Raw genomic sequence first — 26,451 nt, 5'->3', positions numbered from 1 at the left:
GATTAGGCCAGTCCTGGAGCTCAAGATGTTTAAAAAAATCATAGATAATCTAGAAGAGATTCTAACGGTCCCGCTAATGGCTGCGTTGTTGGTCGTCTTGACTTGGCAGATAGGTACACGTTGGCTACTCAATGACCCTTCGTTATGGAGTGAAGAACTCGCACGAGTTTTGTTTATGTACATGTCGCTAATTGGCTGTGCGATTGCTATCAAACGAAATACCCATGTAAATATCACTTTTTTCTCGGATAAATTACCCGAAAAGGTACGATTGTGCCTGGTTCTATCTCTGGAACTCGCGGTGTTATTTTCAATCTTTGCCATTATTTACCTCGGCTACCAACATGTTCAAAGAACGGCTTTCTTTGAGTTGATTACCCTCGGTGTTTCCAGTAGTTGGATGAACTATAGCCTACCTATTGGTGGCGTTTTCATGGTGTTCCGCCAGCTCGAAAAAATGTTTGGAATATCAAAGCAACTCTTTAATGGCTCTAACGATGCAAGCGCATCGGACTCTCAAATGGTTCAGAGGTAGGGATTACCATGGCAGGTTCAATTTTTGGCTGGCTAGGACTGCTGTTTGCAGGTATGCCTGTTGGCTTTTCACTTATTTTTGTAGCGTTGGTGTTCTTACTCATAACCAACAGTACAGGTATTAACTTTGCTGCTCAGCAAATGCTAGGCGGTATTGATAATTTTACGCTTCTAGCGGTTCCGTTTTTTGTTTTGACCGGTCACTTGATGAACAGTGCTGGCATTACTGAAAGAATATTTAATTTTGCTAAATCAATGGTGGGCCATATTACGGGCAGCCTTGGCCACGTAAATATTATGGCTAGCCTACTGTTTTCTGGAATGTCTGGGTCTGCTCTAGCTGATGCTGGTGGTCTTGGGCAGTTAGAAATCAAATCTATGCGTGATGCAAAGTATCACGATGATTTTGCCGGTGGTTTGACTGCTGCCTCTTGTATCATAGGTCCTTTAGTTCCCCCTTCAGTTCCTTTGGTCATTTATGGTGTCGTGTCCAATACATCCATCGGCGCTTTATTTTTGGCTGGCGCTGTCCCTGGTTTGTTGTGCTGTGTTGCACTGATGACAATGAGTTATTTCATCTGTAAAAAGCGCGGTTACATGACCTTGCCTCGCGCGACTCGCAAGGAACAGTTTACGTCGTTCAAAGAAGCATTCTTATCACTCCTTACTCCGGTCATCATTATTGGCGGTATTTTTTCAGGTAAGTTCACTCCGACTGAAGCTGCAGTCGTGTCATCTCTCTACGCTTTGTTTTTAGGTACGGTTGTATATAAACAACTTACTCTAAGTGGCTTTGTTGAAATCTTAAAAGAGACGGTAAACACAACAGCGGTTGTTGCATTGATGGTAATGGGTGTAACAGTCTTCGGCTGGATCGTTGCTCGAGAACAACTGCCACAGATGCTTGCTGATTACTTCTTAACGATCAGTGAAAATCCATTGGTGTTGCTGTTGCTAATCAACTTACTACTTCTATTCCTAGGTACATTCATTGAGTCGCTTGCATTGCTGCTTTTGTTGGTTCCTTTCTTGGTTCCAGTAGCAGCGGCGGTAGGGATTGACCCTGTTCACTTTGGTGTTATGGCCATTCTCAATCTTATGATCGGTATCTTAACGCCACCTATGGGTATGGCTTTGTATGTTGTATCACGAGTTGGTGACATTCCATTCCATGTATTGACTCGAGGCGTGATTCCTCTGTTAGTACCTCTGTTTGTTGTACTCGCACTGGTTGCTGTATTCCCACAATTCACCCTGTTCCTTCCAGAGTTATTCCTAGGATATGGGCAGTAAAAAGATAATAAAAAGGTATTTGAAATGAAAAAATTAACAGGATTAATTGCAGCTCCGCACACACCGTTTGATGCAAATAATAAGGTGAACTTTTCCGCTATTGATCAGATTGCCGAGTTGCTAATAGAGCAAGGCGTTAAGGGTGCTTATGTCTGTGGTACAACAGGAGAGGGTATTCATTGTTCTGTTGAAGAACGCAAGGCAATAGCAGAGCGCTGGGTCAAAGCAGCAGACGGGAAGTTAGACCTTATTTTGCACACTGGTGCTCTGAGTATTGTTGATACTTTAAACCTTACTGAACACGCAGAAACTTTGGATATTCTTGCGACTTCAGCGATAGGGCCATGCTTCTTCAAGCCAGGGAGTGTGGATGACTTAGTTGAGTACTGTGCACAGGTGGCAGCCGCAGCACCATCAAAAGGCTTCTACTACTATCACTCTGGAATGTCAGGGGTAAATTTAGATCTTGAACAGTTCTTGATTAAGGGTGAGCAGCGTATTCCTAACTTATCAGGTGCAAAATTCAACAACGCTGATCTGTATGAATATCAACGATGCGTGCGCGTTTCTGGTGGTAAATTCGATATCCCGTTCGGTGTTGATGAGTTTTTGCCAGCAGGTCTTGCTGTGGGCGCGGTAGGTGCGGTAGGCAGTACTTATAACTACGCTGCACCTTTGTATCTGAAGATCATCGAAGCATTCAATCAGGGTAATCATTCTGAAGTGGCGGCACTGATGGACAAAGTTATTGCTATCATCCGTGTTCTTGTTGAGTACGGCGGTGTTGCTGCCGGTAAGGTTGCGATGCAACTACATGGGATCGATGTAGGTGATCCTCGACAACCTATTCGTGCTTTAACGGCGAATCAAAAGGCTGATGTTGTCGCTAAGATGCGAGATGCAAGCTTTATGTCTGTTTAATTGTAGCTAGCGATGGTTTGATAAAATCAAAGACTTTCATGCGAAATATTTTGGATTTAGTGAAATATTTGAAGGTCTTTGATACTTTTACTTCAGCTAACTAATTGATATGAGGCTCTAGTGAGTTCATCAAAAAATTTATTAATTCGATTACGCTCGAATATTGAGCCATTGAGCAAGAAACTAAGAGTGGTTGCTGACTATGTATTGGAAAACGCTCACGATGTTCAGTTTCAAACCATCACTGACTTAGCTCGCAATACACAAACCAGTGAAGCAACGGTGGTTCGTTTGTGTCGCGATATGGGTTTCAAAGGCTATTCTGACTTTCGTATGGCACTAGCGGTAGAGCTGAGCCAGTCTGCGCCGAAAAGCTCAGTTGAGTTTGAGGGGGATATTTGCGATATCTCCGCGCAAAGTGCGATTGAAAGTCTGCAAGACTCAGCAAAACTGATAGACCGTAAGGCACTAAAACGGATTTGTGAACTGTTGCATAACGCTCAGTTCATTGGATGTGTTGGCGTTGGTGCATCTAGCATTGTGGGGCGTTATCTTGCGTATCGTTTAGTTCGTATTGGTAAGAAAGCAATCATGTATGAAGATACCCATTTAGCGGCGATGAGTGCTGGTCGTAGTGGTGCGGGAGATTTGTGGTTCTCTGTGTCTAGCTCTGGTTCAACCAAAGAAGTGCTTCACGCAGCAAACCAAGCTCATAAGCGTGGGGTTCCTGTTGTTTCGTTGACTAATATTAGCCAAAGCCCACTTTCATCCATTTCTGATGAGTTGCTTGTAGCAGCAAGACCAGAGGGTCCATTAACTGGTGGGGCGTTTGCATCTAAAGTTGGCGCATTATTGTTGGTTGATGTTCTGGTTAATACTCTTCTTGATGCTTACCCTGAATATACAGAGTCGGTCATGGAAACCGCAGAAGTGGTATTGCCACTAATGAAATAAGCGGCGATTATGTCGTGCGAATATAAGAAAGCTCACCAAGTGGTGAGCTTTCTGTTTGTATAGTGGTTAAAGCGCTGATAGATACGCCTTGTATGCTTTAAGGCGAACCGTCGCGGCACCGATGATATCCATAAAGCCAAGCATAGGGTGAGGCTTGTTGGCTGAAACCCAACCTGAACCCGTTGCACCAATTGGGATGTTGTAGCCTTGTGGTTCTTCAAACTCGATGACGATAGTACGACCGTGGTTGTTCATGTTATTGCCAACGTGTTGGCGAACACGCTGTGAACCATTCATGACCGAAACTCGCGCTTCACCCGTACCGGTCGTTACGCTGTGCACGCGGCCACGGAAGATCTCACCTGGGTATGCATTGACATAAAACTCTGCAAACTGACCGACTTCGATACCACGATAAGTTTGGTCGGCTATGCGCATCTCAACAAACTTCTTGTTGGTGTTGTAAAGGTGCATGTTACCGACACGAGTGCCGTCAACGATGTTGGTGATAGAGAGTTGTCCATCAAAAGGAGCCCGAACCTCACGGCGCTCGTTTTGCCACGCGGCTGTAGCAATTTGCGCTTCGATACTCAGAATCTGTGCATTGGCTGCAGCAATTTTAGCATCGTTAGTTTCAATGCGTGTACGGATGTCATCGCGTTGAGATTCTTGAGAGAAGTCACCCAGCTTAGTTAATCTCTCTAGGGTTTTCTGATCATTTCTAATCTGATGCGTCAGTGCCAAAATTTCGGCTTCTGCGGCTTTCTTCTGTGCTTCTAGTCCAGCCATTTGTGACTCGGTATCTTCCGAGCGCAGGGTGTAAATGAGGTCGCCTTTTTTCACACGCTGGTTGTGATCAACATAAACTTGATCGACTTCTTGGCCGATTAATGGGCTCAAGACGGCATGAGGTGCTTTAACCGTTGTACTGTCTGTTAAGTCAGCAGGAGACCAGAACCGATGCGCGGTGAACAACATCACAGCAATGCCAACACCGATACCTACAATGCAAACGGCGTTGCGCAGCGTCCATTTGACGATACCGGTTTTGACTAGAATCCAACAAATCAGGATATATGGCAGCATTATCTCTTTCATGACTTACTCCTGATGAGTTTTAAAGGTTGCACGACCATTACGAATAATGTTTGAAAGCGCATCGGCTAATACATCCCAACGAGCAAAGGCGATAATGATGGCTAATACCCACCATGTTTTATCAATAAACAAGCCACACAGAGATAGGGCAAAGACGATCTGAGTATGAGCACTCGACATCTTCGCAGCCTTATGAACCGCTATTTCATGCAGTGTCCAAAGTAGGTAGAGCGTATATACGATGATGGCTAGCGTGACAAAGAAGATGAAACCCATAAAGATTTCAGAATCCAGTAGCTTCAAGATCGTTGGGTAGCCGTTAGCAAAGTACTCTGCGGGTAACTCTTTGCCATGGATGGTACCGAGCTTTGAGAGTAGGACTGAGCTTCCCACGAGGGTAGCGATGATCGTTATCGCTTTCATGATGAATTTAACGATAGAAAGGACAACGTTTTTGATCTTGTCTCCCGCTCCTTGGGTTTGCGTTTTATCCATCGTTTGAATGGTATGAGGCATAGTATTAGCAACCTTGATTGTTGAGATGCCAATACATTACTGTGACTTGAGCATTTATATGGAATAAGCGAAATTCCTAGGTTTGGGGCACAGACGTCCCCCAACTTGAACAAGATCAAAGAAACAGAGTTAGTCATCTAATTCCAACCTCTTAAGCAATCTATGCAGATTGGCTGGGTAGACTCCAAGTTGCTTAGCAGTCGGGGTGAGTTTGTCGTCATTTTGCTTGAGTGCTTTGCTCACAAACAGTCGTTTAAATTGCTCTAGAGCGTCGTTAAGAGAAAGGTGCTCGAAACCATCGGTGAGATCGTCAGGATTACTTGTTGTGCTTACTGTGTTTGAGGTATCTTTGGTTTCCAACACTTGAGCAAACTGAAAGTGATGCTGTTGTAGTACCAGATGAGACTCGCTGCTTTCTGCTTTAGCAATAACAGCGGCGCGATTGATCGCATGCTCTAGCTCACGAACATTCCCCTCCCATTGATGAGTAAGCAGTAAGTGATGAATAGATTGATCAACACGGATGCTTGAGACATTAAGCTTATGCTGACAGCGCTCGGCAAAGAAACCTGCAAGCAGAATGATGTCTTTCTCGCGCTCGCGTAAAGGCGGCACAAAGATCGGGAATACACTTAGGCGATGGTAGAGATCGGCTCTGAAGCGCCCGGCTTTGACTTCTTCATGTAACACGCGGTTTGTCGCCGCAATAATGCGCACATCAACTTTGATGTTTCTGTCATCACCGACACGTTGAATATCACCATACTGAAGAGCTCGGAGCAGCTTGGCTTGCAATGCTAGAGACAACTCACCAATCTCATCGAGAAACAATGTCCCCTTGTTTGCGAGCTCGAACTTGCCCTTACGATTACTGATAGCCCCCGTAAATGCGCCCTTGATATGACCAAACAATTCACTTTCGGCGACAGATTCAGGCAACGCAGCGCAGTTAAGGTACACAAACGCATCATCACTCCGTTCAGAGTGGCTGTAAATACCATGCGCGACCAACTCTTTACCCACGCCGGTTTCACCCATGATCAGTACCGAAAGATCCGTTGCCGCTACAGCTTGAATATGAGATTTGAGCGCAGTAATACTGCTGGAACTGCCGATGATTTCTTGTTTGCTAGAACTCGCTTTAGTGCTGCGAGAGCCTGAAGGGGCTAGGTCAGTGCTCTTTTCTAGCTTCTCCATTAGCAGCGCCGTATAGAGGCTGTTGGAAGCAAGCGCCGAGATAAAACGCAGGTTATCATCGTCAAAATGATCAAACTGGTTAGGATCAAAAGCATCAATGGTGATGGCACCAATCAAGCGTTCATCATGCATCAGGGGTAACCCGATACAGGCATGTACTTCAAGGTTGCCATCATGATTGGGGATCAAGCTGTCATAGGGATCAGCCAGATCACTGTTGGCAGGGAAGCGAACAATATCACCAGCTCGTGCGATGGCTTCGAAGCGAGGGTGTTGGGCAATGGCAAAGCGTCTCCCTAACACGTCATGGCTCAGGCCGTTGATCGCGAGAGGGATGAAGTTCTGATCTCGATAAACCAATATTGCGGAAGCATCGCTTTGAAGAATGTTGCGAATCGTAGCCAACAGGCGATCAAACCTATCTTGTTCTGAAATACCAGAGGTAATATCGAGAGCGACTTGAAGCCAGTGGTTGCTGTAACGTCCCATATGAATCTCATCATTGATGTTGATATCTCAATGATAAGATATAGCCGTGTGAGGCGAAAGTGAGTTTATCTTAGTGATAAGAACTTTAGGGCTTAAGCAGTTGTTTGCCGATGCTATCGACCAGTTCCAAGATATGAATTTGCGACTCACGGCTATAAGGGGAAATACCGTCTACTTGCTCCGCTAGTTCTAAGTTGGTATGGGCAATGCTTGCCAGCGTGGATGACGTGTGGCTAATGGCGAGTACCTTTAATCCTTTTCTTTTAGCGTTGTGCGCCATTTCTACCACAGCTTGTGTCTCTCCTGATTTACTAATCAGCATAACGGTACCGGATTCCACTCTGGCTAACTGGTGAATATCGGTAATCACTAAGTGTGGGATGTTTGCCAGGGATAGAAAGCGTGACAGGTAAGAGACACTGACAATTGATGCGCCTTGCGAGTAGAGATAAACCACTGTCGATTGATAAAGAGATCGGGCGACGGATTGAATGCTATCTAACTGCTCTGATTCTACATTACGGGTGGTTGATTGTTTGTTTAAATCTTCTGCCAGTTTAAAGCGTAATTCAGTGTAACTGGCGTACCCCATTTTTTTGCATACACGATTCACCGACGTCGTGGTGGTGAATGCCTTATTTGCTACTGTCTTCGCCGAAATATCATCAAGCTCGTGTGCATGGCTGATCAAAAATTCGTAAATCGCGCGCTCTATGCCTTTAAAGGTATTCATCACTTACACTTAATGTAGGGGTAATTTTAGACAAGGTTATTAGGCGGGAAAAAGGACGGAAATACCTTGATGGGTATCACAAAAGTATCGTCATACATGAGTTGTACCAGGAAACGGTACCGCGATTCAATACCGCTCCATATACTGGCCTCAACAGATAACAATAACGGTGAATCACCATGAGCAAAAAGAAAATAGTGGCAGTGACCGCTTGCCCTACAGGCATTGCCCACACATTTATGGCTGCAAAGAAAATTCAAGCTTGGGCTGAAAAGCAAGGCTATGAAGTTAAGGTTGAAACCCAAGGCAGTGATGGTGTAAAGAACAAGCTGACGGCGCAAGACATTGCGACGGCAGATGGCGTTGTATTGGCTGTGGATGTGCCAATCATGGACATGGAACGCTTCGATAACGCGAACCCGCTTAAAGTTCGTACTCAAGAGCTGATCAAACGTGTTGATGAGTTACTACCGACTGTATTCCTACGTGGTAAAGAGAAGTCTGAAGGTGGCGTAGAGGTTGCTGAAAAGAAGCGTTCTGCGTACCAAACTGCAATCGGTCACATCATGACGGGTATCAGCTTCATGCTTCCGGTTGTGGTATTGGGTGGCCTACTCATGGCGGTGGCAAAAATCACCGGTGAGTTCATCGATATCTCAGGTACGCCAATCCAAACTCTCGATAAGCTTGGTTTCATGACCATCAAGTTTATGTACCCAATTTTTGCAGGCTACTTAGCGTATTCTATTGCAGGTAAACCCGCGCTGATTCCGGCGTTTATCGGTGGTTTGATGACCGATGAACCCTACAAACGCTTTTTTGACTTAGAAGGGTGGGCGCCATCAGGCTTCTTTGGTGCTATCGCGATTGGTTTCCTAGTGGGTTACCTCGTTCGTTACCTGAATGACGTGATCAAGGTGAAGACCGAGCTCACAACGCTGAAAACCATGCTGCTTGTGCCTGCGGTCACCGGTGTCGTGATGGTGTTAACCATGGAATATGCGATTAACCCATTCTTTGGCGCATTGAACCTAGCGATGATTGACCTATTTACTCAAGCGGGTGATGCAGGTCGTGGTGTTTACTCAATGGTAATCGCAGCAGGTACCGCATTCGACCTTGGCGGTCCAATCAACAAAGCGGCCGGCTCGGTAGCTCTTGGTCTGAACGGCATGGGCGAAGGCTTTGATTTGATTGCTCGTGAGCTAGGTATCGTTATTCCACCTATCGGGGTTGGTTTAGCTGCCATGCTTGATGGCAAGTTCCGCAAACGCGTCTTCACATCAGAAGAGCAGACCATCGGTAAAACGTCTCTGATGCTTGGCATGATTGGTATTTCAGAGGGTGCGATTCCATTCATCCTTAAGAACCCTAAGATGATTCCAATCATGATCCTTGGCTCAATCATCGGTACGCAGTTGGCTGTTGTTCTCAATGTATGGCAAGACCTACCGCTACCAGCAGTTTGGGGTTGGTTCCTATCGTCAGACCCAATCAGCTACACCATTTCAGTGTTTGTCGGTTCAATGTTCATCGCAGTCGCGCTATTGCTGTGTACTAAACCACAAAACTCAAACGCTTAACCAATTGATATAGAAACCAAAGCCTCTGTTAAAGACAGGGGCTCATCTTCCCAGATTTGAATAGAGATTTATCCCATGGCTAAAGTACATGTCATTCCCCACACCCACTGGGATCGTGAGTGGTATTTTACACAGCAAGACAGTGATGTATTGGCGACGTACAACTTCACCAAAGTGATTGAGGCGTTAGAAAACCAACCGAACTACAGCTGCTACCACCTTGATGGTCAGTCTGCGATTGTTGAAGACTACCTAAAAGTACTGCCACCTATGCGTGATCGTTTGGCGAAGCTCGTGGCTGAAAAGAAGCTGTTCATTGGCCCTTGGTATACACAAACGGACACCTATAATGTTGCTGGTGAGTCTATCATTCGCAACCTAAAGTATGGCATGCACATCGCTGAAGAACTTGGTCATAGCATGAAGGTAGGTTACCTACCGGATACCTTTGGTCACAATGCTCAAATGCCAACTCTGTTCCAAGGTTCGGGCATCGACAATATCGTGTTCTGGCGTGGAATTGATTACGACGATCAAGTTGAAAAATCTCACTTCATGTGGCGATCAGAAGGTGGTGATTCCATCTACGCTTACAACCTCGTGCATGGTTACGGCGCAGCGAAGAACATTATCCCTGCTGATGAGCATTTAGATAAGAAGATCTTTCCAATGATCGAGAAGATTAAATCTCTGTCTGGCTTAGATGAAGTTCTGATCCCATCGGGCGGTGATCAAGTTAACATTGACCCTGCGCTCCCAGAAACGTTATCCGTGGCAACCAAACGTTCTCCATCGGGTGATGTGTACTCTATCTCTTCCATGGAAAACTTTGTCGATTTCCTACGTCGTAACAACGATGACTTTGAAACCTATCAAGGTGAGTTTAAAGCGCCGCGCTATACACGTATCCACAAGACCATTGGTTCGGTACGTTACGATATTAAGAAATTGAACTTTGAAATCGAACAGTTCTTATTGAAAAAGTTAGAAGTGGTGATTGCGATTGCCAAAGCACAAGACATTACCGTTCATACTGAACTGGTCGATATGGCTTGGAAAAAGATCCTTGAATGTCATGCACACGACAGCATGGGTGGCTGTAATAGCGACGCGACGAATGCCGACATCATGCACCGCCTAAAGCAAGCAGAAGAGATCTGTCATGGTCTCTATAACTTGGTTGTGAAAGAGATTGCGAGCAACGCATGTGATGACTCTGAGGTGATGATCTTCAATGGGCGTCCAACGCAATTTACAGGCAAAGCGCAAGTTGTGGCTTTTTCAAAGTCTCGCTCGATAGCACTGTCGGATGGTGAGCGTCAACTACGTTGTGAGATCACCAAGCGCGATGAGCTTGATGGTGGCAAGGTTATTGAAGTAACCAAAGATGGTGAAAAAGAAGTCCCAGTACCTCCGTACTATCGCTTCGAGATGAACGTCGATGTTGAAGCCCTACCAGCGATGGGTTACCAAGTCTTCCAAGTGGTAGAAGCAGCTGTCTCAGAAGTTAAGGCTTCACAAATGACTCGCATTGAGAACGACCAACTGGCGGTTTCGTTGGTTGATGGTCTACTAAGCCTTGAGCACAAAGCGACTGGTCGCGTGATTGAGTCTCTCATTAAGTTCGAAGAGCAAGCGGATGATGGTGATTCCTATGACTTCTCACCATTAGAAGGTGATATACCAATCTACGCGAGCGATTTAACCTGGCTATCAACGCAGGTGGGTGACATGCAGCAGAGCATGACGCTTCACGCAAGTTTATCCGTTCCTCAGGATCTCGCGTCTCGCCAATCGGGTGTGAATGATGCGCAAGCAAGCTTTGATATCACGTTGACGTTAAAAGAAGGCGATGAGCAGCTGAGTGTTGAAATTCATACCGTGAACCAAGTGGATGACCACCGTGTTCGTGTATTGATTAACTCGGATGTTAAGACTCATCAATCGATCAGTACCCAGCCATTTGCTTTGATGACTCGTGAGGTTGCCCCAAATGTTGAAGGCTGGCGTGAGAAGTACCGTGAATGTCCTATTGATATCGAGACCACAGACGGTGCGGTAGCGATTGAGCAAGACAATAAAGCCTTGGTGATTAACGGCCGCGGTATTAAAGAATTCCAGGTACTGAAAAGCGATAACAGCGATTCGATTGCATTAACGCTGTTCAAATCTACAGGCCGCTTAGGCAAAGATGATCTGCTATGGCGTCCGGGTCGCGCTTCTGGAATCAACAACACAGTGGTCTACACGCCAGATGCTCAATTGCAGAAATCAATGAGCTTTGCGTTCTCTATTGCACTGACTGATAGCGCTGACCACCAAGTTATCCGCAAGCTTGAAACTGATTACTTGGATGCCCCATTTAGCTATCAAAAACAGTCACTCAATAGCTTTGAAAATCGCCTAGAGCGTTTCCAAGTTCGCTTTGAACGTCGTGACGCGAAGAAGAGTTTCAGCCTGTTTGAACTGAACCAAGAACTTGTTCTATCTAGCGTGGGACACTCTTTCTATCAACAAGACGCTGTGGTTATTCGTTTGTATAACCCAACTGAATCGGACGTTGCTCTCGATCACCAAGCTCTCTCGCATTTCGCTCAGGTTGAGCGTGTGAACTATCGCGAAGAGTCGCTAGAGCAAGAGTGGACGGTGAAGCCAAATAACTCAATTGATGTGCGTGTGCGCTTCAGTGTTTAAAGCGAGTGTTTAAGTAAGGCCATATGATGAACGACAAGATTTATAATAAAGTTGCCAAGCTGTACGGCGAAGAACAAGCAACACAGATTACTAACGATGTCCTAGCGTTGATGGATAAATGGCGCGGCAAATCGCCGAATTATCAAAGCTGGGTTGATGAAAGCACAGCCTACCTCATTACTTACGGCGATAGTATTCGTCGTGAGGGTGAGCCAACGCTTTCCACTATGAAAACCTTCGCAGATAAGTATCTAAAGGGTGCGATCAGCAATATCCATATCTTGCCGATGTTCCCTTACACCTCTGATGATGGCTTTAGTGTAGTGGATTACCGCAAGGTTGAGCCTAACTTAGGTGACTGGGCTGAGCTAAATCACTTAGCTGAAAACTTTGACCTAATGTACGACTGCGTAATTAACCACATATCCAAGAGCAGTGATTGGTTCCAAGGTTACCTAGCAGGCGATGAAGCGTATCAAGATTATTTTGTTGAGTCTGACCCAAGCCTTGATTACTCGAGTGTAACGCGCCCCCGAGCGTTGCCGCTCCTGACTCCTTTTACTAAGGCTTCGGGTGAGACCGCTCATGTGTGGACGACTTTCTCTGAAGACCAAATCGATATCAACTTCAAGAGCCCTAAGATTCTTCTAGAAAGTATCGATATCCTGCTGATGTATGCAGCAAATGGTGGTCGTTCGATTCGCTTAGATGCAATTGGATTCATCTGGAAGGTACTGAACACGAGCTGTATTCACCTGCCAGAAGCGCACGAAATCATTAAGCTATGGCGCATCGTTCTGGATGAAGTAATGCCGGGTTCATTACTGATTACAGAAACGAACGTGCCGCATAAGGAGAATATCTCTTACTTTGGCGACGGTGATGAGGCGCACATGGTGTACCAATTCCCGCTGCCACCACTGACTCTGCATGCCTTCATGGGCCAAGACAGCAGTGTGCTGACTGATTGGGCAAAAGGTTTAACGAAAGAGGCGATGGCCTCTCTCGATGCGGGTAGTAAAACGACTTACTTTAACTTCCTTGCCAGCCATGACGGTATTGGCGTAAGACCAACGGAAGGCATCCTGACAGACGATGATCGCATTATGATGTGCCAACAAGTTGAGCGCAAAGGTGGCCGGGTTAACTATAAAAATAACGGCGATGGTACTCAGTCGCCTTATGAATTGAATATCAATTATCTGAGTGCGCTAACGGAGCCAGAAGATGCGGTAGACACCAAAGTGGCTAAGTTTTTGGCTGCGCAATCTATTTTGCTCTCGTTCATCGGTGTACCAGCGGTTTACTATCACAGCTTCTTAGGCAGTGAAAATGACGTTCAAGGCATGGTGGATTCGGGCATTAACCGCCGTATCAACCGCGAGAAGTTTGAACTAGAAACATTAGAAGCTGAACTCGCAGAACAGGGCTCACTTCGCCAAGGCGTTTACTCACAACTGGTTAAGCTACTGACTCTACGTAAGGCGCAACCAAGCTTCTCGCCAAGTGCGAAGCAATCAGTGCTGGAACTTGGTCAACATCTATTTGGCTTAGAGCGTGGTGAAGGAGACGAAGCAATACGCTTTGTGGTTAATATGACGAACAAACCGCAATCTGTGTCTCTAGCAGCATCAGGCTTCGATCTTGTGTCACAAACGAATATCGAGGCTGAGTTTACTCTTAACCCATACCAATTTGTTTGGCTAAAACAACAAAAATAAGGAAAGCGAACAATGAAACTATCCAACCTTACCTCTGAAAACCTGATTGTACTGGATGCCGTGTATGAGGATCGCTTTGCTGCGATTCATGCTCTAACAGATAAAATTGATCAAGAAGGCAAGCTGACTAACAAGCAACAATTTCTTGATGCGGTTATGCTGCGTGAAGAAGAAGGCCCTACATGCTTGGGTGAGTATCTTGCCGTACCACACGGAAAGTCTGCGGCAGTAACAGAACCAGTATTCGCTTGCGCGTTTGTTAAGAATGAACTGATGTGGAAAGGCTTAGACGGTGATGAGCCAGTTAAAATGATTTTCTTACTGGCGATTCCACCAGCAGAAGCAGGATCTACGCATATGGAGGTGTTGACCACCTTAACCTCTTCTTTAGTGGATGATGATTTCCGTGACCAACTATTAGCAGCGAATACACAACAGCAAGTTATGGCACTTTTTGGTGCGGACGATACAGGTGCGGACGATACAGGTGCGGACGATACAGTAACAGATGATGTAGATGATAATGCTGAAGATGCAGTAGTCGAGCTAGAAATGGCAAAAGACATCAGCCAAGTCGCTTACCCAGCAGTACTCGGCGCAGGTATTTTGATTGCCGCATTCCTGTTCTTGTTGCTTTAGGTGATGAAACATAATGAAAGTCGTTATTGCTCCGGATTCGTTTAAAGAATCCCTGTCAGCCAAGCAAGTATGTGAATGTATTGAGCGCGGCTTTCGCAAAATCTTCCCCGAGTCAGAATATGTCCATCTTCCCCTTGCCGATGGCGGCGAGGGAACGGTCGAGGTGTTGATGCAGGGCTTACAAGGTGAAATGCAGCAAACGCTCGTGTCAGATCCGTTGGGTCGAGAGGTTACGGCTCATTGGGCGTTGCTCGATGGAGGCAAGACGGCTCTAATCGAAGTAGCCGCTGCCTCTGGTTTGGATTTACTTTCGAGTCATGAACGTAACCCAGCAACCACATCAACCTTTGGCACTGGCGAGGTCATCAAGGCGGCGTTGGATTGCGGTGTAGAGAAGATCTTACTTGGCTTAGGGGGGAGCGCGACCAATGACGGCGGTGTAGGGATTGCTCAAGCTCTGGGTGCTAAGCTACTCGACCACAATGGAGCCGGGCTAAAACGAGGCGGTTTGGCGCTTAATGGGCTAGCTTCCATCGATTTAACGGCAATTGACCCACGCTGCAAGAGTACAGAGTTTGTTGTCGCTTGTGATGTATCCAACCCTTTGATTGGTGCTCACGGTGCTAGCGCCGTGTTTGGCCCACAAAAAGGGGCAAATGCGGAGCTTGTCGCAGAACTTGATTCAGCGCTACGTAAGTTTGCTCAATTAGGCTCGTTACACTTGGGTATCGATCATTCGAATAGCATGGGCTTTGGCGCAGCAGGTGGTACACCACTAGGTTTATCGCTCATATTTGATGTGCAAATTAAGCCTGGAATCGAAATGGTACTCGATACATTGGAAGCCGACACTCTGTTACAAGGTGCCGACTTAGTGATTACCGGGGAAGGGCAGATGGACAACCAAACCCTGCAAGGTAAAACACCTTTTGGCATCGCTCGCCGTGCCAAGCGTTTGGGTATTCCAGTCATCGGCTTAGCAGGCTCGCTTGGCAAAGAGGTTGATGACCTTTACCCGCATATCGATAGCCTTTTTGCCAGTGTTCGCTCTCCCCAAGCTCTCCCTCAGGTGCTAGATGAGGCATCAGCCAATGTAGAGCGTGTTGCTCGAAATATTGCAGCTAACCTCAAACTTGGGATGCAATTAACCAAGTAATAAAGGCTAATCGTTAGCGCCAGTTGATTAGGTCATAACTAAGAAATGGGATTTACATTGTAAATCCCATTTTTATCATATGTTTACAATTATGGTCTGTGACCTTTACGATTAAATCCTATTCAAGAAGCTTCTCGCTGATTTATCGTTTTCATTAAACCTGTTCGCTAGGGTGACCCCACATCACGGGTTCAGCATATGGGCCCGTGACAGTCGATGTTGATTTACCTATACCCTCTAGTGCACCCGGAGTGAGTTCTCTAGCAAACCAACATTCTAGTGGTGCCTGTGTCTTTACTGGAGGCAACACATTATGTGGTGTGTTGTAGCGCTTACCGTAATGGAATGGTTCTCCCATGACGAAAATGACGTCAGCATCTAGTTCACTTTCGGCTTGTTCCATAAGCCTAGTTGCGTAGCCTTTTCTTTGAAACTCTGGAAGTACGGCTAGTGGTGCCAATACATAGCACTTTAGATGCGGTGCTTCGTCGATGGTAATAGGTGTATAGCAAGCGTGAGCAACGCCCTCAAAAACGATTGAGTAGCTGCCGTCTGCAATAAGGTTGTTTGTGAAATCTGCATAAAGTTTTGCATGTCTTTCGTCGTAAAGCCCACCAGCTTTGGCGAATGCTTCGTATTGAATTTCATATGGTGTCGTCATTGTAATACCTATCTCTATCTCAACTTAAGTCAAATAAAACCGACTGGTTGGTTTGGTGTTTGGTGCAAAAAAATCACGCAATAAACTAAGCGTGATTCAAGTGTTATTTAAGTAGTTACTTATTGTATTTTTTGATGAATTCTTGTTTGATCTCATCGATTGGGAAGTCGTCATTCAGTAAGTAATTCATTGCAATACCGTCTACTTCTGCGATGAACATTTTTGTCACTATCTCTGGGTTTGGATGATTCAGTGAACGGAATACGTCTTCGGTAGAAGCCTGTAATCCTTGGTATCGTTCTTCAATCAAATCTGCCACAATGGATCTAGTCACCGGATGCACCATCACATTGAAGTTGAATTGATACATCTTACGATGCTCGGCGGCTGTCATCCCTTCAAAGATGGTGTTGACCATGGCTTCGAGCTGATCGCTTTGTAGCTCAACATGGTCATCTTTTCTATCGGCTTCCTCTATGATGCTTGTTATATGAATAAAAACGGCTCGTAGAATCTCATCCTTATTCTTAAAGTGATGAAATACCGCACCCTTTGAAACCTCTGCTGTTTCACATATTAGAGATACCGGGGTTTTTTCAAAGCCAATGTCAGAAAACAACTGAGCAGCCGCTTCAATTATTTTTAGTTTTTTACTCATATTAATGCTTCATTCAACTAGGTACCGACCAGACGGTCTGTAAATTAAGCGAAGATAAAAGATCCGTCAAGATCTTTTGTTGTGTTAGCTGAGGATTTTTAAATGAAGCCAAAGTTCTTCAACCGTACTCATTTGTTCATAGACCATTACTGAAGTTGGCTCAGTTTAGCTTTAGCCAACTTATAGCCACGATCAATCATCTCTTTTGAACGCTCAAACTCCAGTGTTCCACAGGCGTTGCGAGGGATCTCTAGCGTGATGTCTGCTGGATAAGCCGCGAGTTTTTGGCGAGCAATGGTCGATTGCATGGCATCGAAGGCTTGGTTGGCAATGTCATAGGCACCAAAGTTGAAGCTCATTTTCTCTTTTACGCTATTGCCGAGCTCATCGATAAAGCGAGTCACCTTGTGGTGGATTTTGCTTTCAACAGGGGCGAGCGGTATTGGTTTTTCAGGGACAACTTCAGGCTCACCACCTAAGTTTACTGCTAAGGTTAAATCTGTGTTGTCGCTGAATGTCGGGGCAATAGGTACGGGGTTTAACACACCACCATCGATTAGCTCTTCACCATTGATGACGTGTGGAGTAAAGAATAGCGGTAGGGAAATAGAAGCACGGATAGCATCAAACAAAGAACCAGACTGAATCCAAACTTCTTTTTCCTCAGCGACATTGGCCGCCACGGCGGTATAACGAATGGGCAAATCTTCTATCGCAACATCGCCGATGAGCTCACGCAAGGTTTCAATGATTTTATCGCCCTTGAACATGCCGCTAGACTGCCAAGAAAAGTCGAGCATCTTTGCCATGTCTTTTTGGTCAATACTGGTGATCCACTCTTCAAACTCATCCAGCTTACCTGCTGCGTAGATTCCGCCAATCAACGAACCAATTGAACAACCAGAGATAGATTCGATCTGGTAATCGTTTTCAAGCAGCCAACGTAGGATGCCGATGTGAACGAGGCCTCTTGCTCCACCACTGCCAAGAACAAGCGAGATTGTTTTTGCCATTCTTCATATTCCTTTATGTGTGTAATGAAGAATCATACCATTTTGCTCCCCACTGAGTGAGGGCACTATTTCAAGTGTGTGTAAAAAGAAAAACCGCCCTTTCACTTTCTTCTGGACGGTTTTCGAGTTCTTCACATTATCAGCTATGTATATAGCTGTTTGTGTTTTTCAGCTTGGCTTAAGCATAACCCCATACCGACACCTAAAAAACGCGTCACAAAATAGAAACCGAGACCAAAGACGATCATGTGGTCGCCGGTAAATAGTGGATGCTGAGCCACGACTTCTGAGGTAAATATCGTATCCTTGGGAATAAATTCTTCGCCAATAAATATACGAATGGTGTAAGGAATGAGCAGCGATACTCCAGAGAACAGTATATCAAGTAAGCTCGAAAGCATGATATTGCTATCATAGAAGATGATGATGCCATATTGCACTAGTGCAAAGAGAAGGTATGCAATAACGCCGGCTTCGGGAGAGGTAGCATTTAGCCATATAAATAACAGCATAACCAAGTTAACAATGGTTTGTGCTGTCGCGATGCCTTTACTGAACGGTTTTGTCATTATTACTGTATAGCTTATTTTTATAGTCTTCCGTGCGATTATAACGAAATTGAATCCGTTTGTATTACAGTAATTGCATAATCATTACTATTCGTTTGAATTCTAGCCTTAAGTGATAGTTATCTAATACTTTCACACCCATTCCCACGTTTTTGGATGCGGGGCGGGATATTTCACAACGAATTGTCACTAAAGCAAAATATAGAAAAACAGCAAAGCATAAAAAAACGCCACAGCAGAAAGCGGTGGCGTTCTTTATGTTAGATTTTAAGCTTGATTAAGCTACGGCTTCTTCAAGAATTTCACGCACTCGCTCAGGAGTCACGGTTTGGTTCTCTGTCAGAGCGACCATACCATGAGATTCTAGCTGCTTGATTACTGAATCGATAGCGCCTTGCTTGTCGTCTCCGTGCTCAGTCAACTTGGTTACAACACCTAGACCGTTATAGTACGCTTCGATTGCATCAATCGTGCGTTCAGCCAGATCGGCACCAACCTCAAGAGCAAACACATTAGCTCCCATCTGCTCTAGCTTCGCACGCTTATGTTCAAGTTGGTTGCGTAGCAGTGATGGCTGAACTATCGCAAGAGACCGCGCGTGGTCAACGTGCCATAGCGCAGTTAACTCATGACCAATCATGTGCGTTGCCCAGTCTTGAGGAACGCCACTACCAATAAGACCGTTAAGCGCTTGGTTTGCCGACCACATTAGGTTTGCACGCCACTCATCGCTGTCACGGCTGTCGTAGTTCTCCCCCAAGGTTTTTAGAGTGCGAAGCAGTGCTTCTGCGTAGCCATCTTGAACCATTGCACCGTGCGGTAGCGTTAGGTACTGCTCACAAGTATGAACCCATGCATCAACGATACCGTTGATCAGCTGACGCTCTGGTAGAGTTTTCATTACGTCAGGGTCAAGAACTGCAAATTTAGGTTGTACCGTTGGAGATAGGAATGCCAATTTGTCTTGAGTTTCAGCACGTGTAATTACTGCACCTTGGTTAGACTCAGAGCCGGTTGCAGGAAGGGTTAAAATCGCGCCGATTGGAGTCGCTGACTCTGGTTTGTGCTTACCAATCAGGATATCCCAACCGTCACCGTCGTAGTGAGCAGCAGCTGCTACGTATTTAGAGCCATCGATAACAGAACCGCCACCAACCGCTAGGATGAAATCGATGTTTTGTTCTTTAACAATTGCGATTGCTTTGTCTAGCGTTTCTTTGGTTGGGTTTGGCTCAACGCCAGAGAATTCTACCCAATCTCTGCCTTCAAGTGCTTCGCTTACTTGGTCGTACACGCCGTTCTTCTTGATAGAACCACCGCCATAAATTACGAGAACTTTCTGAGACGCATCTACAGCGTTTTTGATAGCAGCAATTTGGCCTTTGCCAAAGAAAATTTGTGTCGGGTTTACGTATGAAAATTCCATTGTTCACTCCGTGTAGTGTGTATGGTTATTATGTTTTTTATGTATAGTATTCATTGGTTGTGAAAGTAAAAATATCAAGATTAGATAAGTGAAATTTCCCATAAAAGAGCTTTAAGTATGTAAAATTTCACATCTTCAATTGACTTAGAGTTCGACTAGCAATTTACCTTTGTTCTCACCAGTGAAGAATAAATTTAGACCGGTCATCGCACTTTCTAGGCCCTGTAAGGTATGCGTTCGATACTTCACCTTGCCTTGCATTACGTATGGAGTCAGCTTCGCCAGTAGATTAGGAACATCACCGAAATGGTCAGGCATCGCAAAACCTTGAACCGTGATGCGCTTCTTAATTAGGTTGATCCAGTTAGGGCCAGGTGCTGGTTCTTCGGCGGTGTAGTCAGCAATCATTCCACAGACAATAATGCGTCCGTGTGTGTTCATACGATGAAAGATATGGTGCTGGATTGGACCGCCCGTATTCTCGAAGAACAGGTCTACGCCATCAGGTGTTAATTCTTCAAGTTTAGATTCCAAATCATCGGTTTTGTAATTGATGGCACCGTCGAAACCAAGCTCGCTAACGATCCAATCGGCTTTTTCTTCACTACCAACCACACCAATAACTCGTAAACCATCGGCTTTGGCAAGCTGCCCAACGATAGAGCCGACAGAGCCTGCCGCACCTGTTACGACAATGGTTTCACCCACTTTAGGTTTACCAATATTGAATAGACCTTGGGTTGCCGTCAGGCCTGGTAGAGCAAAGACAGCAAGTGCCATTTCTGCGGTCACACCTGCTTGTACTTTGTTGATACCTTGACCTGTCGAAACAAGATATTCAGTCCACCCCATCATGCCCATTACGTTATCGCCCTTAGCAAAGTCGGGATGGTTTGACTCAACCACTTGACCAAACCCGCTTGAGCGCATCACTTCACCGAGTTCAACTCGTGGGATGTAGCTGTTGGTGTCTGGCATCATCCAACCTAGCATAGCGGGATCGAGCGACATGTGTGTTTGTTTAATTAGGATTTGGCCAGGGCCAATGGTAGGGACAGGCTTGTGTTTGACCTCAAACATATGAGGGCCGATAGGGTTGCCGTCGGGGCGTTGAGTAAGCAAGATTTCTGTGTATTGGCTCATGACTATTCCTTGTTAAGTATTGTTGTTATCTAAAATTTAACGTTAATCAGTATTAACCATGTTTATTGATAGATATACAGGCTAAAATAGGAATCTCTTTTGCTAAAAAGACAATAATTAAGGCTTTGATGGATCAATTACGCGCAATTCGTTATTTCACTGCAACCGCCGAAGCGGGCAACTTCTCTTCAGCGGCAAAGAAGTTTTCAGTCCCAGCTTCATCTATATCAAGGCGAATTGCGGACTTAGAAGCTTCACTAAGTGCCCAATTACTCAAACGTACGACTCGTACCGTTTCCCTTACTGAGGTGGGGGCTCAATACTACGCACAAGTGTCTAAGTTGATAGAGCAGCTAGATCAATACGATCAGGCGGTGAAGGATTATCAAACCTTACCGACAGGGACACTAAAAATCAGTTCAACGGTGGATTTTGGCGAAAGAATCTTGACCCGGATACTGGACGAGTTTTCTAAACGCTATCCAGAAGTGTTATTGGACGTGGTATTTAGTGACCAACTTTCTAAGCTAGATCGAGACGATGTAGATATTGCGATTAGGGGAGGGTTTGCCCCTGACGAACGCGTTGTAGCCATACAGTTAATGGATAATCGGTTTATTCCTGTAGCTTCTCCACTCTATTTCGAACGATTTGGTAAACCTCAATCCACCATCGATCTTCCATCTCACCGCGGACTTTGCTTTAAAGCCCCATTTGGACAAATACCCTGGCTGAGTGAAGTGAATGGAGAATGGCAAGAAGTCACGGCGTCGAGTGTATTAACAACCAATAATAGTAAGTGGTTGATGGAGAAAGCGATAAAAGGTGAAGGAATCTTGATGATGCCACACTGGTTTTTACTCGACGCACTTGCTAAAGGCGAGCTTGTGGAGTTGAAGTTTGAACAACCGATAGGCGTGACCCAAAATCAGCACCTTGGAATTTACATGCTTTACCAAAAGCATGCGTACTCGTCGCCAAAGGTAAAGGCAGCAGTCGATTTCATTACAGCCCGTGTGCGTGGTTTAAGTGAAGCTCTTTAAGAACACTTGAGTGGCATTGCTCGCGTGTAGAGTAATTTCCTTGTCTGTCATTGTTGTTAAACCTAAAAGTACGCCATGTCTTGGTGCTAAAAGCATCCCCATCAATATGGATAGTGCGCTTGGGACTACGGCTGCTGATATGTTTAACCTTTGGGTGAGAAACTGCTCCAGTGAGGCATTGATTTCATGCTCACCTTGCTGGAAAAATTTTTGCACTATTTCAGGTGCTTGTTGACTTTCGGAGACTAAAAGTCGGTAGGTAGCAAGGTGTTCTTCAGAGAGATGAAAGCGTAGGAAGTCGGTAGAGAAGTTGAGCAATGCTAGTCCACTATCTTCGTTTTGCAGGTGTTTAGTAAAATCTGCCTGACCATCAATCCCCATTTGCTTCAGGGTGGCGGAAAATAGAACTTCTTTAGATTCGTAATAACGATATAGGGTCTGTTTGGTCATTTTGGCTGCTGCCGCAACATTATCCATGCTGGTGGCTGTGTAGCCTTGCTCAAGAAACAGAGACTTCGCCGAACCAATAATCGCTTGGCGTTTTTTCTCTCTATTTTGCTCCATCTTTCCCATTTACTAACACCTTAAACACCAAATCATACGATATAGTATGATTTTAGTACCCTGTCACGCAAGTTGTAATCATGGCTCTTATTGAATTGACTTCAATATCTCTGCGCTCTTTCTACTGACTTCAACGCCTTGTCCTGTCATGTATGCGGTAGTAATTGCACCCTCTTTCATGATGCAGATGGCGTCCAGTAGGTTATGGTTTTTGCTCAGTAAGTGTCGGCTAATAAGGGCTTTGACCTCTGCTTTGTGGAAGCGACAATACTTCACGACATCACTTTCGATATCACTGAACTCTGCTGACGTATTGATGAAGAAGCACCCCCTGAATCGACCTAGCTGCTCAGCTTGATTGGTAAACCATTTCTCTAAACCGCCAAATACCTGATCAATCACTTGCTGCTGGGAGTCAGCGCCTTTTAGCTCTTTGGCTAGCCAGTCGATGAAATTGTTGTGGCGTTGCTCTAACGCAGCAAGAAGCAGAGCATCTTTGCTTTCAAAGTGGCTATAAAGGGTTCGCTTGGCGACACCAGAGACCTTAAGAATCTCATTGATACCGATGTTGTTAACTCCTTGGTGATAAAAGAGATCTAACGCTGTATCTACTAGTAGTTGACGCTTCTTGCTCACTTCACGCCTCATTTCTTGTTATTGAATGAATAGAAACAGTTTGACAAGAGTAGACCGAGTTGTCTATTTTATTTGGTAGACAGATTTGTCTACTTTGTATTGTTTTAAAACTGAGATTGAATAGGTAAGAAAATGAATAACATTATGGTGTCCAGCTTTGCTGGCTTAGGGGCGGCTTTAGCCATTGGTGTGTTATCGCATTTGGAAGCGTCGATGACGCAAGTTGCGTTAATTATGGCGCCATTTGGTGCAACGACTGTGTTGGTGTTTGGTTTACCAAATAGCCCACTTGCTCAACCGAAGAACGTTGTATTTGGGCATCTAATCACGGCTCTAATTGGTGTGATATTTACTCAGTATATAGGTGTCAATGCGATGACTCTGGCTGTTGCTACTGGCTTGGGAGTCACCGCTATGTTGATGAGCAAAACGACACATCCGCCAGCCGGGGCGAACCCAATGTTGATTATGTTATCTGGTCAAAGCTGGGGGTTCTTGATCACACCCGTGTTGTTAGGTGCGGTCACTATCGTATTGGTGGGTAAGGTATTTCATCTCATGCAGGATAAGGTGCAGAGGTCTGCAGCATAGTTACCCTTCACTGCAGTGAGAGTCTGTCAGTCTTTTCTGAAACAGCCACTTAGTGGTATTTGCATGACATTATGGTGACAAAGCGTGATTAAGGTTCACTCTTCAATTATGAGGTAAGAAGAGTGAAGATGAGAGCGAAGCAGAAGGGTTTTACTTTAATAGAATTGGTTGTGGTTATTGTTATTTGAGGGCTTTTAAGTGCAGTGGCAGCGCCGAGGTTTTTGAACCTTCAGAGTGATGCTAAGGCCGCTTCAATGGAAGGATTAAAAGCAGCAGTCGCTGATGCGGCATCAATGGCCTACTCTAAAGCAGCGGTCGAGAGCAAAGAGAATGAACCGTTATATAGCGTTGAACTGGGTGGTGGTGAGCATGGTAACTTGCAATATGGTTATCCAACAACGGATACCAGTGGTTTAGTTCAGTTTATGGAATTGAATGAAGGCTATCATGACTTATCAAAAGAGTGGGTTTGGGCAGCGCACAACCATGGAACAGTCTCGACACCTGATTACTGGATTGCCACTCAATCCAAAGTGCTGGGTAATTACTCAGGTTCTGATTTTAACTCTGCCATTGAGAGTACCAAATGTTACGTGAAGTATACTGCAGCAATGGAAGAGTCAGCTCAGATTGAAGTGATATCCGAAACCTCTGGTTGTTAAAAGAACCGAATTTTCCAAGCGTTAGAGTCTGATTGATTTAGAGGAGAACCAATTAAACTCTAACGATTTTTATTTATCTTAATCCTCGCGGCCCGCTGTCTATATAGGTTTGTCATTGAGCCGGTAAGTGAAAATCGGCACTATATGAGAGATAAAGATGGCTGTTGGCCATTCAATTAGCGTTATACGCTTCAAATAAATAATGCATGGAGATAGCATAGCATGATTGTATATGGAGATTTGCAGTCGGGAAACTGCTTAAAAGTTAAATTGCTACTCTCACTCTTAGATATTGAGCATCAGTGGAAACACGTTAATATCTTAGAAGGTGAGACTCAAACCTCTGAATTTCTGTTAATTAACCCTAATGGAAAGATTCCAACCGTTGTATTGGATGACAACAGGGTGTTGTGTGAATCGAATGCTATTTTGGGGTTCTTTGCTGAAAATAGCGAACTCTTGCCTCAAGATAATTATTTAAGAGCTAAGGTTTATGAGTGGCTCTTCTTTGAACAATACTCACATGAGCCATACATCGCTGTAGCTCGTTTTATTCAAAAATATCTGGGTATGCCTGAGCATAGAGTAGAGGAATTTAACTCCTTACAAGATGGTGGTAACAAAGCATTAGGTATAATGGAACAACAATTGTCAAAGACGGCATATTTGGTTTGTGAGCAAATGACGATCGCTGACATTGCTTTGTATGCGTATACCCATGTGGCAGATGAAGGTGGCTTTGATCTTACAGATTACCCAAATATTCAACATTGGATAGACAATATTTCGTCACTAGATGGTTATGTAGGTATGTCTTAACCACGCGAGTAACAAGTATTTAAGGTTTCAAGATACTTTTTCTAATCTGATAGAAGCCATTTAGGACAACCACTTAAAATGGCTTTGTTCAGAAACGTTTTAAAATTGAACAAACTCTAATGTTCTCGGGCAACAATGGCTAGATATAGAGCGAGTATAGAGTCAGATAGAGTTTAAAAGTAGGTAGTGTTTAGGGAGGGGGGATTTGGTGATCTTAATTACACATCCCTGTGTAATGTACCCTGAATGTCAACTGGCTTTAAAGCGCTTCATAAATTGACTAAAGCGTGGAATCAGACTTTGCACAGTCGGTGCATCGGGAATCTCATTTACAAAAATCATAAAGCGCTGTGCTTTACTTTTATCACCTTGAGCAGTCCCTGCTAGTATTGCTTGAGCTAAAATTACATTCTCAGCGGTAACGTCCTTATTCGAAAATTCGTGAATTAACATAGAAAATCCTAATAAGTATAAATACGGATGGAATAGTACAATATATTGACGTTTATATCGATAGCTTTCGGCATTCATCAATGTCAGATTTGTATGAAAGCAAGACTGTGATGTGCACCATCTATTGATCGAACTACATTTTTGATCAAACTTTATTTTCCTACGACATCAGCTGGATGGTTGACTCCATCATTCTCCTCAATATCACCGAGTAAGAAAGGGTCGACCCCCTCTAGGCACGCAACATTAAAGCCATACTCGTTTGGGTTTGAGCGTCTTTGATGATGGGTATAAATACCGCAATTTGAACAGAAGAAATGCTTCGCAGTTTGGGTATTAAATTGATATAGCTTTAATGCCTCTTTTCCTTTCAGTATCTTGATTCCATCAAGGTTCACCGATGCCATGATTGCCCCTTTTCTGCGGCATATGGAGCAATTGCAACGCCTCGGGTTTTCAATTCCGTTGGGTAGAGTTAGCTCTAACTCTACCGCTCCGCAATGACAACTCGCCGTGTGCTTTTCTTTTATTTCTGTTTCTCCAACCCACTTAATACCCATCAACACTCCTTGTCTGCCTGATCTCCTTGACTCACTCAATCTTAGGCAAGGTTTAACTTTTATCCAAAACACATAATCATACTTGTAGGTATTATTTTTTGATCTTTTTGCTTTTTTAAATCATA

28 protein-coding genes are annotated in these 26,451 nt (G+C 44.7%); 14 read left to right on the top strand and 14 right to left on the bottom strand.

Going from position 1 to position 26,451, the window contains the following annotated elements:
* Nucleotides 1-25: 25 nt before the first annotated feature.
* From DPF91_RS01520 to DPF91_RS01505, 4 genes are all read left to right on the top strand, one after another.
* A complete protein-coding gene (locus tag DPF91_RS01520) occupies nt 26-535 on the top strand; it encodes a TRAP transporter small permease (protein WP_164683983.1) in 510 nt (169 codons plus the stop codon).
* An 8-nt stretch (nt 536-543) separates the two neighbouring features.
* Nucleotides 544-1,827 (top strand): sialic acid TRAP transporter large permease SiaM, encoded by a 1,284-nt coding sequence (gene siaM / locus DPF91_RS01515; RefSeq protein WP_117232671.1) that lies wholly within the window; start codon nt 544-546, stop codon nt 1,825-1,827.
* A 24-nt stretch (nt 1,828-1,851) separates the two neighbouring features.
* Nucleotides 1,852-2,748 (top strand): dihydrodipicolinate synthase family protein, encoded by an 897-nt coding sequence (locus DPF91_RS01510; protein ID WP_117232670.1) that lies wholly within the window; start codon nt 1,852-1,854, stop codon nt 2,746-2,748.
* Between the two features lie 120 nt (nt 2,749-2,868).
* On the top strand, nt 2,869-3,702 hold the full coding sequence (locus tag DPF91_RS01505) for a MurR/RpiR family transcriptional regulator (RefSeq protein WP_117232669.1): 834 nt from the start codon (nt 2,869-2,871) through the stop codon (nt 3,700-3,702).
* A 66-nt stretch (nt 3,703-3,768) separates the two neighbouring features.
* Here DPF91_RS01505 and DPF91_RS01500 read toward each other — a convergent pair whose 3' ends face one another.
* From DPF91_RS01500 to DPF91_RS01485, 4 genes are all read right to left on the bottom strand, one after another.
* Nucleotides 3,769-4,800, bottom strand: coding sequence for an HlyD family secretion protein (locus DPF91_RS01500; RefSeq protein ID WP_117232668.1), 1,032 nt, complete (start codon nt 4,798-4,800; stop codon nt 3,769-3,771).
* A gap of 3 nt (nt 4,801-4,803) precedes the next feature.
* Nucleotides 4,804-5,223: a magnesium transporter gene (locus DPF91_RS01495; protein ID WP_420855570.1), complete on the bottom strand. Its 420-nt coding sequence runs from the start codon at nt 5,221-5,223 to the stop codon at nt 4,804-4,806.
* Between the two features lie 222 nt (nt 5,224-5,445).
* On the bottom strand, nt 5,446-7,002 hold the full coding sequence (norR, locus tag DPF91_RS01490; protein ID WP_117232667.1) for a nitric oxide reductase transcriptional regulator NorR: 1,557 nt from the start codon (nt 7,000-7,002) through the stop codon (nt 5,446-5,448).
* A gap of 85 nt (nt 7,003-7,087) precedes the next feature.
* A complete protein-coding gene (locus tag DPF91_RS01485; RefSeq protein ID WP_117232666.1) occupies nt 7,088-7,735 on the bottom strand; it encodes a MurR/RpiR family transcriptional regulator in 648 nt (215 codons plus the stop codon).
* 179 nt (nt 7,736-7,914) lie between these two features.
* Between DPF91_RS01485 and DPF91_RS01480 the strand changes: the two genes are divergently transcribed.
* The 5 genes from DPF91_RS01480 to DPF91_RS01460 all read left to right on the top strand — a co-directional run bounded on the left by DPF91_RS01480 (nt 7,915) and on the right by DPF91_RS01460 (nt 15,528).
* Nucleotides 7,915-9,318 carry a PTS fructose transporter subunit IIC gene (locus tag DPF91_RS01480; RefSeq protein WP_117232665.1) on the top strand — a complete coding sequence of 468 codons (1,404 nt, stop codon included), beginning with the start codon at nt 7,915-7,917 and terminating at the stop codon, nt 9,316-9,318.
* A gap of 75 nt (nt 9,319-9,393) precedes the next feature.
* Nucleotides 9,394-12,012, top strand: coding sequence for a glycoside hydrolase family 38 N-terminal domain-containing protein (locus tag DPF91_RS01475; protein ID WP_117232664.1), 2,619 nt, complete (start codon nt 9,394-9,396; stop codon nt 12,010-12,012).
* 23 nt (nt 12,013-12,035) lie between these two features.
* The gene (locus DPF91_RS01470) at nt 12,036-13,733 is read left to right on the top strand and encodes an alpha-amylase family glycosyl hydrolase (protein ID WP_117232663.1); all 1,698 of its coding nucleotides are present in this window, start codon (nt 12,036-12,038) and stop codon (nt 13,731-13,733) included.
* Nucleotides 13,734-13,745: 12 nt separating this feature from the next.
* A complete protein-coding gene (locus tag DPF91_RS01465; protein WP_117232662.1) occupies nt 13,746-14,372 on the top strand; it encodes a fructose PTS transporter subunit IIA in 627 nt (208 codons plus the stop codon).
* Between the two features lie 13 nt (nt 14,373-14,385).
* The gene (locus tag DPF91_RS01460; protein WP_117232661.1) at nt 14,386-15,528 is read left to right on the top strand and encodes a glycerate kinase; all 1,143 of its coding nucleotides are present in this window, start codon (nt 14,386-14,388) and stop codon (nt 15,526-15,528) included.
* 154 nt (nt 15,529-15,682) lie between these two features.
* On the opposite strand, the gene DPF91_RS01455 is transcribed toward DPF91_RS01460, so the two are convergent.
* The 6 genes from DPF91_RS01455 to DPF91_RS01430 form a co-directional block, all read right to left on the bottom strand.
* On the bottom strand, nt 15,683-16,189 hold the full coding sequence (locus DPF91_RS01455) for a GNAT family N-acetyltransferase (RefSeq protein ID WP_117232660.1): 507 nt from the start codon (nt 16,187-16,189) through the stop codon (nt 15,683-15,685).
* Between the two features lie 115 nt (nt 16,190-16,304).
* Nucleotides 16,305-16,847: a TetR/AcrR family transcriptional regulator gene (locus DPF91_RS01450; protein ID WP_117232659.1), complete on the bottom strand. Its 543-nt coding sequence runs from the start codon at nt 16,845-16,847 to the stop codon at nt 16,305-16,307.
* Between the two features lie 146 nt (nt 16,848-16,993).
* On the bottom strand, nt 16,994-17,860 hold the full coding sequence (locus tag DPF91_RS01445) for a patatin-like phospholipase family protein (RefSeq protein ID WP_117232658.1): 867 nt from the start codon (nt 17,858-17,860) through the stop codon (nt 16,994-16,996).
* A gap of 143 nt (nt 17,861-18,003) precedes the next feature.
* The gene (locus tag DPF91_RS01440; RefSeq protein WP_117232657.1) at nt 18,004-18,429 is read right to left on the bottom strand and encodes a hypothetical protein; all 426 of its coding nucleotides are present in this window, start codon (nt 18,427-18,429) and stop codon (nt 18,004-18,006) included.
* Between the two features lie 277 nt (nt 18,430-18,706).
* Nucleotides 18,707-19,855 (bottom strand): iron-containing alcohol dehydrogenase, encoded by a 1,149-nt coding sequence (locus tag DPF91_RS01435; RefSeq protein ID WP_117232656.1) that lies wholly within the window; start codon nt 19,853-19,855, stop codon nt 18,707-18,709.
* A 144-nt stretch (nt 19,856-19,999) separates the two neighbouring features.
* The gene (locus DPF91_RS01430; RefSeq protein ID WP_117232655.1) at nt 20,000-20,998 is read right to left on the bottom strand and encodes an NADP-dependent oxidoreductase; all 999 of its coding nucleotides are present in this window, start codon (nt 20,996-20,998) and stop codon (nt 20,000-20,002) included.
* 128 nt (nt 20,999-21,126) lie between these two features.
* Between DPF91_RS01430 and DPF91_RS01425 the strand changes: the two genes are divergently transcribed.
* On the top strand, nt 21,127-22,041 hold the full coding sequence (locus DPF91_RS01425; RefSeq protein ID WP_117233179.1) for a LysR family transcriptional regulator: 915 nt from the start codon (nt 21,127-21,129) through the stop codon (nt 22,039-22,041).
* On the opposite strand, the gene DPF91_RS01420 is transcribed toward DPF91_RS01425, so the two are convergent.
* Nucleotides 22,024-22,614: a TetR/AcrR family transcriptional regulator gene (locus DPF91_RS01420; RefSeq protein WP_117232654.1), complete on the bottom strand. Its 591-nt coding sequence runs from the start codon at nt 22,612-22,614 to the stop codon at nt 22,024-22,026. The two genes, DPF91_RS01425 and DPF91_RS01420, sit on opposite strands and share 18 nt — an antisense overlap.
* A gap of 78 nt (nt 22,615-22,692) precedes the next feature.
* Complete coding sequence (locus tag DPF91_RS01415; protein WP_117232653.1) at nt 22,693-23,241, bottom strand: TetR/AcrR family transcriptional regulator; 549 nt, start codon at nt 23,239-23,241, stop codon at nt 22,693-22,695.
* 132 nt (nt 23,242-23,373) lie between these two features.
* Here DPF91_RS01415 and DPF91_RS01410 point away from each other — a divergent pair, with 132 nt between their 5' ends.
* The 4 genes from DPF91_RS01410 (at nt 23,374) to DPF91_RS01400 (ending at nt 25,313) form a co-directional block, all read left to right on the top strand.
* Nucleotides 23,374-23,832 carry an HPP family protein gene (locus DPF91_RS01410; protein WP_117232652.1) on the top strand — a complete coding sequence of 153 codons (459 nt, stop codon included), beginning with the start codon at nt 23,374-23,376 and terminating at the stop codon, nt 23,830-23,832.
* Between the two features lie 128 nt (nt 23,833-23,960).
* On the top strand, nt 23,961-24,020 hold the full coding sequence (locus tag DPF91_RS22355) for a prepilin-type N-terminal cleavage/methylation domain-containing protein (RefSeq protein ID WP_338116857.1): 60 nt from the start codon (nt 23,961-23,963) through the stop codon (nt 24,018-24,020).
* Between the two features lie 66 nt (nt 24,021-24,086).
* A complete protein-coding gene (locus DPF91_RS01405) occupies nt 24,087-24,494 on the top strand; it encodes a V10 pilin (RefSeq protein WP_338116854.1) in 408 nt (135 codons plus the stop codon).
* 222 nt (nt 24,495-24,716) lie between these two features.
* Complete coding sequence (locus tag DPF91_RS01400; protein WP_117232651.1) at nt 24,717-25,313, top strand: glutathione S-transferase family protein; 597 nt, start codon at nt 24,717-24,719, stop codon at nt 25,311-25,313.
* Between the two features lie 249 nt (nt 25,314-25,562).
* On the opposite strand, the gene DPF91_RS01395 is transcribed toward DPF91_RS01400, so the two are convergent.
* Nucleotides 25,563-25,766, bottom strand: a complete 204-nt coding sequence (locus DPF91_RS01395) for a pyrophosphatase (protein WP_117232650.1) — start codon at nt 25,764-25,766, stop codon at nt 25,563-25,565.
* Nucleotides 25,767-25,918: 152 nt separating this feature from the next.
* Nucleotides 25,919-26,326 (bottom strand): GFA family protein, encoded by a 408-nt coding sequence (locus DPF91_RS01390; protein ID WP_117232649.1) that lies wholly within the window; start codon nt 26,324-26,326, stop codon nt 25,919-25,921.
* Nucleotides 26,327-26,451: the final 125 nt, after the last annotated feature.

Origin of the sequence: Vibrio maerlii, from assembly GCF_003415655.1 — a bacterium.
Taxonomy (GTDB): domain Bacteria; phylum Pseudomonadota; class Gammaproteobacteria; order Enterobacterales; family Vibrionaceae; genus Vibrio; species Vibrio maerlii.
This window is presented reverse-complemented; position numbering and strand designations above follow the sequence as displayed.